The sequence below is a fragment of the Mesorhizobium sp. P3_A8 genome (genome assembly GCF_056402995.1).
In genome coordinates this window covers 298,376-311,181 of sequence record NZ_JBFUGI010000007.1, presented here as the reverse complement: position 1 = coordinate 311,181, position 12,806 = coordinate 298,376, and the positions used below count along the sequence as shown (strand labels likewise).

At 65.0% G+C, this 12,806-nt stretch carries 11 protein-coding genes and 1 riboswitch; of the genes, 5 read left to right on the top strand and 6 right to left on the bottom strand.

What is annotated here, in order from left to right; genetic code table 11:
- Positions 1–24 precede the first annotated feature (24 nt).
- From AC1DX4_RS18955 to thiB, 4 genes are all read right to left on the bottom strand, one after another.
- Positions 25–1,494 carry a M48 family metalloprotease gene (locus tag AC1DX4_RS18955; RefSeq protein ID WP_477221734.1) on the bottom strand — a complete coding sequence of 490 codons (1,470 nt, stop codon included), beginning with the start codon at positions 1,492–1,494 and terminating at the stop codon, positions 25–27.
- A 260-nt stretch (positions 1,495–1,754) separates the two neighbouring features.
- Positions 1,755–2,531 carry a thiamine ABC transporter ATP-binding protein gene (gene thiQ / locus AC1DX4_RS18950; protein WP_477221733.1) on the bottom strand — a complete coding sequence of 259 codons (777 nt, stop codon included), beginning with the start codon at positions 2,529–2,531 and terminating at the stop codon, positions 1,755–1,757.
- The gene (gene thiP, locus AC1DX4_RS18945; RefSeq protein ID WP_477221819.1) at positions 2,524–4,149 is read right to left on the bottom strand and encodes a thiamine/thiamine pyrophosphate ABC transporter permease; all 1,626 of its coding nucleotides are present in this window, start codon (positions 4,147–4,149) and stop codon (positions 2,524–2,526) included. Before thiP ends, thiQ begins: the two co-directional genes overlap by 8 nt.
- 8 nt (positions 4,150–4,157) lie before the next feature.
- Complete coding sequence (thiB, locus tag AC1DX4_RS18940) at positions 4,158–5,156, bottom strand: thiamine ABC transporter substrate binding subunit (protein ID WP_477221732.1); 999 nt, start codon at positions 5,154–5,156, stop codon at positions 4,158–4,160.
- A gap of 43 nt (positions 5,157–5,199) precedes the next feature.
- Positions 5,200–5,314: riboswitch (TPP riboswitch) on the bottom strand.
- Between the two features lie 88 nt (positions 5,315–5,402).
- Between thiB and AC1DX4_RS18935 the strand changes: the two genes are divergently transcribed.
- The 4 genes from AC1DX4_RS18935 to AC1DX4_RS18920 all read left to right on the top strand — a co-directional run bounded on the left by AC1DX4_RS18935 (position 5,403) and on the right by AC1DX4_RS18920 (position 8,550).
- On the top strand, positions 5,403–6,062 hold the full coding sequence (locus AC1DX4_RS18935) for a thiamine diphosphokinase (protein WP_477221731.1): 660 nt from the start codon (positions 5,403–5,405) through the stop codon (positions 6,060–6,062).
- 1 nt (position 6,063) lies between these two features.
- On the top strand, positions 6,064–7,884 hold the full coding sequence (locus AC1DX4_RS18930) for an ABC-F family ATP-binding cassette domain-containing protein (RefSeq protein ID WP_477221730.1): 1,821 nt from the start codon (positions 6,064–6,066) through the stop codon (positions 7,882–7,884).
- Between the two features lie 124 nt (positions 7,885–8,008).
- Positions 8,009–8,251, top strand: a complete 243-nt coding sequence (locus AC1DX4_RS18925; protein WP_056576468.1) for a type II toxin-antitoxin system CcdA family antitoxin — start codon at positions 8,009–8,011, stop codon at positions 8,249–8,251.
- A complete protein-coding gene (locus tag AC1DX4_RS18920) occupies positions 8,251–8,550 on the top strand; it encodes a CcdB family protein (RefSeq protein ID WP_477221729.1) in 300 nt (99 codons plus the stop codon). The genes AC1DX4_RS18925 and AC1DX4_RS18920 overlap by 1 nt, the downstream gene beginning before the upstream one ends.
- 28 nt (positions 8,551–8,578) lie before the next feature.
- Here the strand turns inward: AC1DX4_RS18920 and AC1DX4_RS18915 are convergent, their stop codons facing one another.
- Both AC1DX4_RS18915 and AC1DX4_RS18910 read right to left on the bottom strand, forming a co-directional pair.
- Positions 8,579–10,297 (bottom strand): hypothetical protein, encoded by a 1,719-nt coding sequence (locus AC1DX4_RS18915; protein ID WP_477221728.1) that lies wholly within the window; start codon positions 10,295–10,297, stop codon positions 8,579–8,581.
- 76 nt (positions 10,298–10,373) lie between these two features.
- Positions 10,374–11,672 (bottom strand): adenylosuccinate synthase, encoded by a 1,299-nt coding sequence (locus AC1DX4_RS18910; protein WP_477221727.1) that lies wholly within the window; start codon positions 11,670–11,672, stop codon positions 10,374–10,376.
- A gap of 213 nt (positions 11,673–11,885) precedes the next feature.
- On the opposite strand from AC1DX4_RS18910, the gene AC1DX4_RS18905 reads away from it, so the two are divergent.
- The gene (locus AC1DX4_RS18905) at positions 11,886–12,797 is read left to right on the top strand and encodes a DMT family transporter (RefSeq protein ID WP_477221726.1); all 912 of its coding nucleotides are present in this window, start codon (positions 11,886–11,888) and stop codon (positions 12,795–12,797) included.
- Positions 12,798–12,806 lie beyond the last annotated feature (9 nt).

Below are 12,806 nucleotides of genomic sequence, written 5' to 3'. Positions count from 1 at the left end.
AGCCGACTGAACGCCGACACCGATTTACTTGTCGGTGACGATCTTGACCTTGTCGCCGGCCGAAACCGCGGCACCCGGTGACAGCGCATTGAGCACCCGGAACAGGTCGAGCTTGCGGTCGACGCCGACCATCTGCGCGGAGAGCGAGCCCATGGTCTGGCCCGGCTGCACGGTGAGCACGCGGATATGCAACGGCTTCAAGGCCGCCTTTTCAGCGGGACTGAGGATACGGAACGACCCGCTGACCGAGCGCGCCACCGTCTCCAGCGAGGTGCTGGCAGAGGGTGCCGCCGTCAGCAGCCGGTAGACCTGGCCGCCGGCGCGGATCACCGCGATGTCGAACTGCCAGCCTTCGGCACCGGCATGCGCGGTCGCGGCCTCATTGCCGTTGATGGTTTCCTGCTTGACCGTGCTGTCGTCGAGGCCAGCCACCCAGCCGCTTCTGATATAGTCGGTCAAGGCGCGGTTCTTGTCGATCGAAACGCCGTCGAAGCGGATGGCTATGTCGCCAGGGCCGGTCGCCGTTACCGCCGCCGCCGAATTGTCGATGATGAAGCCGTCCGGCACCGTGAACGACACGCCGAGGCCCGGATGCAGGAAGGTCTCGCCGCGCACATAGCCTTCTTCCGGCGTGTCGCCATAGAGCAGGCCGTCAATGCCGGCGAGGAAGGAATCGCGGTCGCGCGTGCCGACGCCGGGCGCGCCGAACTGGCGGGCATGGCGCTGCGCAAGGTCGATGCGCTGCGGCGTGTTGGGGTGCGTCGCCAGGAAGTCGAGGCTGGCATCGGTGGCGCCGCTGATCGAGCGAAAATCGGTATAGGCCGACATCGATTGCAGGAATCGGCCGGCGGCATAGGGATCGTAGCCGGCTTCGCCGATCGACTTGATGCCGATGGCGTCGGCTTCCAGCTCCTGGTTGCGCGAGAACTGCGCCAGCCGGAGCTTGCCGCGGATCAAAGCCGCCTTGGCGGTCGGGCTGTCGCCCAGCACATCCGAGACAACCTTCGTCGCCAGGCCTTCCTCGGCCTCCAACTGCTGACGCTGCAAGCCGTGATTGGCGGTGACGTGGCCCATCTCATGCGCGATGACGGCGGCGAGCTCGGACGAATCATTGGCCAGCGCCAGCAGGCCGCGCGTGATGTAGAGATAACCGCCCGGCAGCGCGAAGGCGTTGACGTTGGGCGAATTGAGGATGGTGATGCGGTAGGTCTGGGTCGGGTTTGCCGACACCACGGTCAGATTGCCGACGACCTTGGCCACCATGCGCTCGAGCTTGGGATCGGAATATTCGCCGCCATAGGTCGCCAGGATGCGCGGATGCTGCGCCTTGGCGAGCTCCGCGAGCTTGTTGTTGGCGCCGACATTGTCGACCGTAATCGGCTTGTCGGAAGGCTGGAAGCCGGATTCCTGGACCGCCGGAGGCGTGAACATCTGGCAGCTTGCCAAGGCCACGGTAAAACCGGCCAGCGCCAGAAAGCGCGCCAGCGGATTCATTTTGAGCCTGTCAACGCCGATCGCCAGAACGGCTTCCTTTCGGGTCCCGGCGCATGACGACGACGATCGGGGGCGATCTTCGAAGAGTGTCACGCGCTACTTCAAACTGCTACAGCATCCGTCGCACGTCCCTCAGGGCGGACGGCGGATGCTGTAGGCAAATCACGGCGTATGCCGGACCGGTATTGAGCGGACCTAGCCACACTACTCCAGTCATGGCAAGCAAGCGCCATATCGCCTCGGACCGGTTTGGGCGTAAATTATGTCCGCTTCCGGGCAATATCTCGTGATCCAGCCGTCTGGATGCTTGTGCCAACATAGCGTCGGAACGCCTCGGGGCCAGCCCCGGCAAAGAAATCGTCCGCCGTGCCGGTGGCGGCAACAGTGCCATTGTCCAGAAACACCACATTCTGGCCGATACGGCGGGCGTCCTCAGGCTGGTGCGTGACGAACAGCACGGTCATGCCGCGCTCGGCATGGAGGCCGGCAACCAGATCGAGCATGTCGTCGCGCAAGGCCGGCCCGAGCGAAGCAAAGGGCTCGTCGAGCAGAAGCACCGGGCGATCGCGCACCAATACGCGCGCCAGGGCGACGCGCTGGCGCTCGCCGCCGGAGAGTTCGCGCGGCAGCCGTTTTTCCTTGCCGGCAAGACCGGTGCGCGCCAGCGCCTCGGCGATGGCGATCCGATCGGTCTCGGTCAGCCGCAGCGATGGCGAACGGCCAAGCCCGACATTCTGCTCGACGGAAAGATGGGCGAAAAGGTTGTTTTCCTGGAACACCATCGACACCGGACGCGCCGCCGGCGGCGCGGCGCCGACATCGGCCCCGCCGATCAGCACGCGGCCGGATTGCGGTGTCTCGAAGCCGGCGACCAGGTTGAGCAGCGTCGACTTCCCCGAACCGCTCGGCCCCATGATGGCCGTGATTTTTGCGGCATTGAATTCGACATCGAAGGCGTGCGATGCCTCGCCATAGCTGAACGAGACCTTGTCCAGCCGCACCGGAACGCCCTTCCTGCTCATCGCCCCGTCAGACATTGCGGGCCTTTTCCCTTCCCAACCAGTCTGCTGCCAGCACCAAGGCGAGGCAAACCAGACCAAGCAACAGCGCCAGGCCCGCGGCGTCCTCGGTGCGGTAGCTGCCCATGCGCGAAAGCAGAAGGTAGGGCAAGGTCTGCACGGAATCACTGCCGAACAGCGCGATGACACCGAGATCGCCGAGCGACAGCGCCATGGCGAAGGCGAAGGCGGTGGCGAGCGGGCGCCGCAATGACGGCCAGTCGACCAGAAGCAGCCTGGCCCAGCCGGAAATGCCCAGCTGCGCGCAAAGGCGTTCGTGACGCTCGCTCGCCGCATCATAGGCGGGACGCACGGCGCGCAGCGCGAAAGGCATGGCCATGACCGCATTGACGGTGACGACCATGACCGGGGCGATGGCAAAGACGTCGCCGACGTGGCGCAGCAATAGGAACCAGCCGGCGCCGATGACGATAGGCGGCACGACCAGGACAAAGCCGGCGCCGGTATCGGTTACATGTTCAAGCAGTGTCTTTGCACCGGCGCGGCGGCCCAGCGCCAACGCCCGCCGCGCCATGGTCAGGGCCAGCGACAGCATCACCGAAAGCAGCGCCGACAGGAAGGCGAGCACGACGCTGGTCAGCGTTGCCTGCCGGACAGTCGCTTCGCCGGCGAGCCGGCCGAGATCGGCCCCTAACCCGGCGATCACCGTGGCCGCCATCGGCCCGACAACGAACAGCAGCGCCAGCACGATCAGCGCAGCGTTGAACACGGTTTCGGTCCCAACGACCGAGAGATAGCGGCGCTGCGCCACCGGCAGGTTGGTGTCGCCGACGACATTGGTGCCTAGCCGCGTCAGCGCCAGCACCACGACAAAGGTCAGCGCGATCTGCAGCAATGTCAGCGTCACCGCGCGCGCGGGATCGAAGTCGAAGCGCAGTGCCTGATAGATGCCGACCTCCAGCGTCGTCGCGGCCGGTCCGCCGCCAAGGGTCAAAACGATGGTGAAGGAGGTGATGCACAGCATGAAGACCAGCCCGGCGACACCCGGCAAGGCGGCGCGCAGCGTCGGCCATTCGATCAGCCGGAAGGCCGGCCGCGCGCCCATGCCGAGTTGGCTCGCCAGCCGCCATTGGTCGGCGGGAATGGTCTGCAGCGCCTCGAGGAACAGCCGGACGCTGAGCGGCAGGTTGAAGAAGACATGGGCGACAAGAATGCCGGACAGGCCGTAAATGCCTGGCCAGCCCTGGCCGCCAACCGCGCTGAACAGGCCGGCGAAATAGCCGGCGCGGCCGTAGAGCGCCAGGATGCCGAGCGCCGCGACGATCGCCGGCAGCGCCAGCGGCACGGCGAAGAGCTGCAGGATGAAGGCGCGGCCAAAGAAGCGCGGATGCCGAAACAGGGCACGCGCAACGAACAGTGCCGGGCCGACAGAAAGCAGCGTCGAAAGGATTGCCTGCCAGAGCGTGAATCGCACGACGCGCAGGAGATAGGGGTCGAAAGCCGCCCAGGCGCCCGAAAGATCATAGGCGCCTTCGACAAGCAGCCCGGCAAACGCGCCGCCGATCAGCAGCGCGATTGCGGCAAGCGCCAGGATGCCGGCGCCGACACGATGGTCCGTGGGATGCGCCGGCACCATCGCGTTGCCTACTTGCTCATCACCGCCAGCCATTCATCCACCCAGGCCTTGCGATTGGCGGCAACCTCCTCGGGGCTGAACAGCAAGGTCTTGGTCGGCTTGACCAGCTTGTCGAAGGCCGGGTTGAGCGGCTTGTCGGTCTTCCCTGCCGGGAACATCCAGTTGGTCTCGGGGATGGCATCCTGGAATTTCGGTCCGGTCATGAAGGCCATGAACTTCGCCGCCAGCGGGTTCTTGGCCCCCGTGGTGGTGATGCCGGCGACTTCGATCTGCAGATACTCGCCTTCCTCGAAAGACGCCGCCTGGTAGCGCTCGGTGTTCTCGGCGACCATGTGATAGGCCGGCGACGTCGTGTAGGACAGCACCATCGGCGCCTCGCCCTTGGTGAACAGGCCATAGGCCTCGCTCCAGCCCGGCGTCACCGTCAGCACCTTCGTCTTGAGCTTGGCCCAGGCCTCCGGCGCCTTGTCGCCATAGACCGACTTCACCCACAACAGCAGGCCGAGGCCGGGTGTCGACGTGCGCGGATCCTGGATGACGATCTTGTCGTCGGCACTGCCTTCGACCAGATCCTTCAGGCTCTTGGGCGGCGTCTTCAGCTTCTGCGTGTCATAGACGACAGCGAAATAGCCGTAGTCGAAGGGAACAAAAGTGTCGTCGGTCCAGCCGCCCGGCACGTTGACATCGGAGACCGCGCCATGCGGGGCAAACAACCCGCTAGCCTTGGCATCGGCGGTCAGATTGGTGTCGAGGCCGAGCACGATATCGGCCTTGGTCAATGCGCCTTCGAGCTTGACGCGGTTGAGCAGGGCGACGCCATCGGCGACCGAGACGAACTCGACGTCGCAGCCGCATTCGGCCTCGAATTCCTTCTTCACCACCGGGCCTGGACCCCAGTCGGCGCTGAAACTTTCATAGGTGTAGACGGTGAGCTTGTCCTTGGCCAAGGCCGGCCCGGACAACGTCACGACCATCGTTGAGACAAGAGCGTATAAAAGCGTGCGCATCGGCGCCTCCTTCGTTCGAATTGAAAGGAATTGAGGCGTCGGACTGTCCGAAACGTCTAATCCCTCCGCCGGTACAAACCGGATCAGGTTCAGCGGGTTGGCGAGATTGCCTCTCAGCCGGTCCGCGAAGATCGCAGCCGGCACCCCGTTAGAGCGTCTCGACACATAGGCCCGGCCGAGGAACCACGCAAGTGGCAGTTTGCCGGCCTTCCGTTTCCGCTGCCGGGCTGGTACAGGCCACCAGATATGAGCACATTCACCATCCTGCTTGGCGGCGATCTCATCCGCACGCCCCGGCTCGACCGCCAGGTCGAGGGCTCCCGCGTTATCGCCGCCGACGCCGGCATCGGCCATGCGCGGATGCTCGACCTTGTGCCGGAACTGTGGGTGGGCGATTTCGATTCCGTGCCGGCCAATCTGCCGAACGATCTCGCCGCTGTGCCCCGCCAGACCTTTCCGGCGGAAAAGGACAAGACCGACGGCGAACTGGCGATCGCTGCAGCCCTCGAGCGCGGCGCGACCAGCCTGGTGCTGGCGGGCGCCTTTGGCGGCAAGCGTGCCGACCACGCGTTCCTGCATCTGGCGCTTGCCCTGCGGTTGGCCGAGGCTGGAACGGACGTGCTGCTGACCAGCGGCGCCCAGGAAGGCGTGCCCTTGCTGTTGGGAAAGGCCGGCTTCGACTATGCCGACGGCACGCTGTTTTCGATCCTCGGCTTTTCCGAACTGGCCGGCCTGACCGTCACCGGCGCCAAATGGCCGCTCAACCAGGTCGAAGTGGCCTTCGGCTCGTCGCTGACCATCTCCAACGAGGTCAAGCTCGAAAAGACCGGGGGCCGCCTCGACATCTCGCTCGGCCACGGCCGCGCACTGTTGCTCGCCCATCCCTATCCCTTGCCTGAAAGCTGACATGGCCCCGCCCCTTCTCAATCTCGACGGGATAAAACTGACCTTTGGTGGCACGCCGCTGCTCGACGGCGCCGCCTTGACGGCTTCGGCCGGCGACAAGATTGCGCTGGTCGGCCGCAACGGCTCCGGCAAGTCGACGCTGCTCAAGATCGCCGCCGGCCTGATCGAACCGCAGGACGGCGAGGTCTTCCGCCAGCCCTCGGCGACCGTCCGCTATCTGCCGCAGATGCCCGACATGGAAGGATTTGCCACCGTACGCGCCTATGTCGAGGCCGGGCTCGGACCCGCCGACGATCCCTACCGCGCCAGCTATCTGATGGAGCATCTCGGCCTGTCGGGCGAGGAGCGGCCGAACGATCTCTCCGGCGGCGAGGCGAGGCGCGCCGCGCTTGCCCGCGTCATGGCGCCCGAGCCCGATATTCTGCTGCTTGATGAGCCGACTAACCATCTTGACCTGTCTGTCATTGAATGGCTGGAAGAGGAACTCGTCCGCACCTCATCGGCGCTGATCGTCATCTCGCACGACCGCCGCTTTCTCGAGCGCGTGTCGCGCGCCACCGTCTGGCTCGATCGCGGCCAGACCCGCAGGCTGGACAAGGGCTTTGGCCATTTCGAGGAATGGCGCGATCTGGTGCTGGAAGAAGAAGAGCGCGAGCAGCACAAGCTCGGCCGCCAGATCGTGCGCGAAGAGCATTGGCTGCGTTATGGCGTGACCGCGCGACGCAAGCGCAACATGCGCCGGCTCGGCGAATTGCAGACCATGCGCAAGAATTTTCGCGGTCATCGCGGCGCCGAAGGCAACGCCACCATGGTGGCGAGCGACGCCGCCGAATCCGGCAAGCTGGTGATCGAAGCAAAAAACATCGAGAAGAGCTTTGGCGATCTCACCGTGGTCAAGGGCTTCTCGACCCGTATCCAACGCGGCGACCGCGTCGGTCTCGTCGGCCCGAACGGCGCCGGCAAGACGACTTTGCTGAAGATGCTGACCGGCGAGATGAAGCCGGATGCCGGCTCGGTGCGGCTCGGCACCAATCTGGAGATCGCCACGCTCGACCAGAAGCGCGAGGCCGTCGACCCTCAAGAGACGCTGGCGCAATACCTGACCGATGGACGCGGCGAAAACCTCGTGATCAATGGCGAGCAGCGCCATGTCGTCTCCTACATGAAGGACTTCCTGTTCAAGCCGGAGCAGGCCCGCACGCCGGTGCGCGAGTTGTCCGGCGGCGAGCGGGCGCGGCTGATCCTGGCGCGCGTGCTGGCGCGGCCGGCGAATCTTCTGGTGCTCGATGAGCCGACCAACGATCTCGACATGGAGACGCTCGAACTTTTGCAGGAACTGGTCGCCGGTTTTGCCGGCACCGTTATCCTGGTCAGCCACGATCGTGACTTTCTCGACCGCACGGTGACCAGCCTGATCGCGCCGGACGGCGACGGGCGCTGGATCGAATATGCCGGCGGCTATTCCGACATGCTGGCGCAGCGCGGCGGCACCCGTCTCGACGACCGCAAGGCCCGCACCAAGGCCGAAGTCGGCGATGCGCCGGCGCCAGGCAAGAGCGAGCCGGCAGCCTCAAAAGGACCGGCGAAGAAACTGTCCTTCAAGCAGAAATTTGCGCTGGAATCACTGCCGAAGAAGATCGAGGCGGTGATGGCGTCGATCTCACGGCTGGAGAACAACATCGCCGATCCGGCCTACTACGAGCGCGATCCGGCCTCGTTCCAGAAGACCATCGCGGCCCTCGACAAGGAGCGCGCGACGCTGGCGGCGCTCGAGGAGGAATGGCTGGAACTCGAGATGCTTCGGGAAGAGATGGAGGGGTGAGAAGCGCTCGCCCGAGGGCTGGGAGCCATAGCGTAGGGCCGGGCGTCCGCACCTCTCATCGGAGCCGCCCGATTGCCCCTGCACGAGAATGCGCATACATTATGCGCATGTTGCGGAGGCCATTATGCGTAAGATTGCCTTGAATGCGATCCGTCAGCCAGCAAATCTGTCGATCGATTCCAACCTCATGCGGGAAGCCAAGGGGCTAGACGTCAATGTCTCGCGCGCCGCAGAAGCTGGCATCGCGGAAGCGGTGGCCGCTGAAAAAACGCGGCTGTGGAAGCTTGAGAACCGGGCCACGATGGATGCGTGGAACGACTATGTGGAGAAAAACGGCATCCCTTTGGAAGAGTACCGGCAGTTCTGATGGCCCGCTATGATGTCTTCGCCGGTCGCATCGAAGGCAACTATCTGCTCGACGTTCAATCCGACCTGCTCGACAATTTCAAGACACGGGTGGTCGTCCCGCTTCTTCCGATTGCAGCGGTGCCGCCGCCGATGCGAAAACTTCACCCGATCTTCGAGATCAACGGCCGGAAGCTGGTCATGGCGACACACCTTATTGCCACCGTTCCGGCGAGCGAATTGGGTGAAAGTCGGCTCAACCTGACGAAGCACCACGACGACATCGTCGCCGCGCTCGACATGCTATTTCAGGGCTTCTGAGCGAAGGCAGCCTCTACGGCGTGCCCTATCAGCCCGCCGTCTTCGCCTGCCAGGCCTTGATCGCCTCGTCGAACACCTTCTCGCCGGGAATGCCCTTTTCCATGGTCAGCAGCGCCCGCCGGCCGGTCTTGTAGACCACCGGCACGTCGATCCAGTCCTGGCCGCGCAGCAAGGTCATGTTGGCGTCCTCGTCGGCCTTGGTGTCGTTGAGCGCGACGAGGAAGAAGCCGTCGGCGATCTTGGCCGGAATGCCGATCAACGGGCTGCCGGCGTCCTGCTCGGAGCTTTTCATGGCGACGCGCAATATGTTGTCGACACCGCCGCCCTCGAAACCGTCGGGCGTCAGGAAGATCATCTCGATGATATGGCTGGCCGGCAACGTCTGGTCGGTGTTGCGGCGGATGGTCATGCGCAACTGGATGTCCTTGCCGGGGATGGTTGCTTCGGCGCGGATCGCCGGCTCGGGCGGCAGGTCGCCGCCGGGCGATTCCTGCACCAGCGACCAGACGATGCTGCCGGGCTCGGCCGAACCCTGCGCCGTGCTGGTGCGCTCCTCATAGAAGATCGCCTTCTGGCCGACCGGCACCGAAGTCGCCGTCGCCGGAGCGGCCGCCGGCGCCGCGGGCGTGGCGGCTGCGGGCGGTGTAACGGTTGCCGGAGCGGGCGGCGGCGTGGCGGCCGCATCGGCCGGCGCCGCGGGTGCGGTTCCGTTGGCAGGCGGGGTTGCGGCGGGCGCGGTGCCCGCTGCGGGTGCGGTCTCGGCAGGTGCCGCAGCAGCAGGTGTCGCCGCGGCGGGCGCGGCTGCAGCCGGTGGCGCCGCGACCGGCGCATTCGTAGCGGTCGGCGGCGTCGTCAGCGCGGCGACGGATTCACCCTCGCCTATGCCGGTCTGTCCACCGGCTGGGCCGGGGTCGGTTTCGCCACCTTCAGGCGTCAGCCGCTGCGTGAATTTCGTCCCTTCGGCACCAGCCGCGGGCGCCGGCGGCGTCGCCGCCGCGTCGGTCGCCGGCTTGGCCGGCGCCGGTTTCACCGGTTCGGTCTTGGCAACAACCTTGCTGCCGCCCAGGCCCAGCATCTTGCTGAAGGCGTCCTTGTTCAGCCAGACGCCATAGCCGCCGCCGGCAACGACCAGCAGGGCAACGACAGCGGCGATCAGCCCGCCATAGCTGCGCTTGCGCTCGGCCGGACGCAGACGCTGGAAGGTGTCGGCAGCCGCGGGCTCGTCGTCATTCGGGAAGACATCGGCGCGGTCATCGTCCTGGTCCGCATCCATGCCCGGCAGGGCATGGTCGGCAAGGTCAGGAGCCGACGGTTGCACCGGCGCGGCCTTCTGCCAGCTTGGTTCGGTCTTGGCGGCGGGCGGCGGCGCGGGGCGGTAGGGTTCCGGCTTGTAGGGTTCCGGTTTGGCGGCCGGCGGCGCCGGCCACGCCGACTCCGCCTTCACCGGCTGGCGCGTGTGGCTCGGCTGGTTCTTGTTGCGGTCGATCGAGGAAAAGATGTGCTCGAGCTCGGCGAGCGGATCGGCTTCAGGCACGCTCTTGGCATAGTCGCGCTCGACGCTCGCAATCGCGTCTTCCAGGGAACGCTTCTGCTTGGCCACGACGTCGGGCGACAGCGGTGGCGAAAATTCCGCAAGCTTCTTGACCAGCGCGGAACGCGCGCCGTCATAGGTCCGCGTGCGCGTCTCGGGCGTCGGCTCGCCATACTTGTCGAGCGCCTTTTTCAGAACAGCAACAAAATCTGCCATGCTTCAGTCGACCTGTATTTTTGCTTCCGCGCCGGCCCCCGCAAATCAGCCGCGATGCCCGGAAAGGCTTCAGAAACTAGTCTTGAAACGGATCGGTCACAAGTATCGTGTCGTCCCGTTCCGGGCTGGTGGAGAGGAGTGCGACCGGCGCGCCGATCAGCTCCTCTATGTATCGGACATATTTGACCGCCTGGGCCGGAAGATCGTTCCAACTGCGAGCGCCGGCAGTGGTGCCTTTCCACCCCTCCAGCGTCTCATAGACCGGTTCGACACGGGCCTGCGCACCCTGGCTTGCCGGCAGGTAATCGATCATCTCGCCATCGAGGCGATAGCCGGTGCAGACCTTAATCTCGTCCAGCCCGTCGAGCACGTCGAGCTTGGTCAGCGCGATGCCCTTGATGCCGTTGACGGCGACAGCCTGGCGCACCAGCACCGCGTCGAACCAACCGCAGCGGCGCTTGCGTCCGGTGACGACGCCGAATTCATGGCCACGCGTACCGAGGAATTCGCCGACCTCGTTCTTCTGTTCGGTCGGGAACGGACCTTCGCCGACGCGCGTCGTGTAGGCCTTGGTGATCCCCAGGACATAGCCGATGGCGCCCGGACCGACGCCGGAGCCGGCGGCCGCCTGCCCGGCCACGGTGTTCGACGAAGTAACGAACGGATAGGTGCCGTGGTCGATGTCGAGCAGCGTGCCTTGCGCACCCTCGAACAGGATGCGCTCGCCGGCACGGCGCTTGTCGTCGAGGATTTTCCAGACACGGTCCATATAGGGCAGGATCTCGTCGGCGACCGAGGTCAACTCACTCATGATCGCGTCATGCGTGACTTCGGCATGGCCAAGCCCACGCCGCAGCGCATTGTGGTGCGTCAGCAGCCTGTCGATCTTCAAGGGCAGTGTTTCCAAATCCGCCAGATCCATCACCCGCACCGCGCGCCGACCCACCTTGTCCTCGTAAGCGGGACCGATGCCCCGACGGGTCGTGCCAATCTTTGTCCCGGAATTTGAGGCGGCGTCCTCGCGGAATCCGTCCAGCTCCCGGTGCAGCGACAGGATAAGCGCTGTGTTTTCGGCTATTTTCAGGCGATCCGGCGTAACCTCGACGCCCTGCGCCTTGAGCTTCGCCACTTCCGCCACGAACGCATGCGGGTCGAAGACCACGCCATTGCCGATGATGGACAGCTTGCCCTGCCGCACGACACCGGACGGCAACAGCGACAGCTTGTAGACCTTGCCGTCGACGACCAGCGTGTGGCCGGCATTGTGGCCGCCCTGGAAACGCACCACGACGTCGGCGCGCTCCGACAGCCAGTCGACGATCTTGCCCTTGCCTTCGTCGCCCCATTGCGAGCCGACGACCACCACATTGGCCATGTTTCTTTTCCCTTGAGACGCCGCCGAGCGGCTTGGATATGGTTCGAAACGACAGGCCTCTATAGCGTCAAGACCTCGCGAGTGCGACCTTTCTTTGCCGCCGAAAATGCCCTGAGGCACAACAATTTTCGGCTTTGTCATCATTTACTTGGGCTGACGGGGGCAATAGGCCGGCAAACACCGCTGCGCATCCGCCGCGGCGGGAATCCCGCGATGCACCGAAGCGCCTACCTGTTCCTGCTGCTCACCACCTTGTTGTGGGGCGGCAATTCGGTGGCCGGCAAGCTGGCGGTCGATCACGTCTCGCCGATGACGCTGGTCTTCCTGCGCTGGGTGCTGGCCGTGGCGATCCTGCTGCCGATCGGCTGGCGCACGATCCAGCAGGACTGGCTCGTGGTGCGCCGGCACTGGTTCGTCCTGGCGGCGCTTGGCGCCAGCGGCTTCACTTTGTTCAACACCATCTTCTACACGGCGCTCAACTACACGACGGCGATCAACGTCTCGATCGAACAGGCGGCGATGCCGATCCTGATCATTGTCGCCAATTTCGTCTTCTTCCGGCTGCGCGTGAACTGGGCCCAGATTGCCGGCGTCGTCCTGACCATTGCCGGCGTCGTCCTGACCGCCTGCCATGGCGACCCGCGTCGGCTGTTGACGCTGGAGCTCAATTTCGGCGACGCCATCATGCTGGTGGCGGTCATCCTTTACAGCGGCTATTCGGTCGGCTTGCGGCTGAAGCCGGTGATGCATTGGCAGAGCCTGATGCTGGCCATGTCGATCGCAGCACTCATCACCTCGCTGCCCTTCTTCCTGTGGGAGATCGCCGCCGGCAAGGTCATCGTGCCCGATGCGCGCGGCTGGACTGTCATCGTCTATACCGCGATCGGCGCCTCGGTCATCTCGCAGATATTCTACATCAGGGGCAACGAGCTGATCGGCGCCAATCGCGCCGGCCTGTTCATCAATCTGGTGCCGATCTTCGGCACGCTGCTTTCGCTGCTGATCGTCGGCGAGACGTTCCAGCTCTATCAGGCTCTGGCACTGGCCCTCGTGCTGAGCGGCATCGCGCTTGCCGAGTACAGCGGGCGCAAGATGGCGATGCGGTCACCAGCCAAGACACGCTGAGCAGCAAAA

Coding starts and splice junctions, on each gene's coding strand:
- AC1DX4_RS18955 (WP_477221734.1), bottom strand. CDS start 1,494: ATGAATCCGCTGGCGCGCTTTCTGGCGCTGGCCGGTTTTACCGTGGCC.
- thiP (WP_477221819.1), bottom strand. CDS start 4,149: ATGGTGCCGGCGCATCCCACGGACCATCGTGTCGGCGCCGGCATCCTG.
- AC1DX4_RS18925 (WP_056576468.1), top strand. CDS start 8,009: ATGCGTAAGATTGCCTTGAATGCGATCCGTCAGCCAGCAAATCTGTCG.
- AC1DX4_RS18910 (WP_477221727.1), bottom strand. CDS start 11,672: ATGGCCAATGTGGTGGTCGTCGGCTCGCAATGGGGCGACGAAGGCAAG.
- AC1DX4_RS18915 (WP_477221728.1), bottom strand. CDS start 10,297: ATGGCAGATTTTGTTGCTGTTCTGAAAAAGGCGCTCGACAAGTATGGC.
- AC1DX4_RS18905 (WP_477221726.1), top strand. CDS start 11,886: ATGCACCGAAGCGCCTACCTGTTCCTGCTGCTCACCACCTTGTTGTGG.
- AC1DX4_RS18930 (WP_477221730.1), top strand. CDS start 6,064: ATGGCCCCGCCCCTTCTCAATCTCGACGGGATAAAACTGACCTTTGGT.
- thiQ (WP_477221733.1), bottom strand. CDS start 2,531: ATGTCTGACGGGGCGATGAGCAGGAAGGGCGTTCCGGTGCGGCTGGAC.
- thiB (WP_477221732.1), bottom strand. CDS start 5,156: ATGCGCACGCTTTTATACGCTCTTGTCTCAACGATGGTCGTGACGTTG.
- AC1DX4_RS18920 (WP_477221729.1), top strand. CDS start 8,251: ATGGCCCGCTATGATGTCTTCGCCGGTCGCATCGAAGGCAACTATCTG.
- AC1DX4_RS18935 (WP_477221731.1), top strand. CDS start 5,403: ATGAGCACATTCACCATCCTGCTTGGCGGCGATCTCATCCGCACGCCC.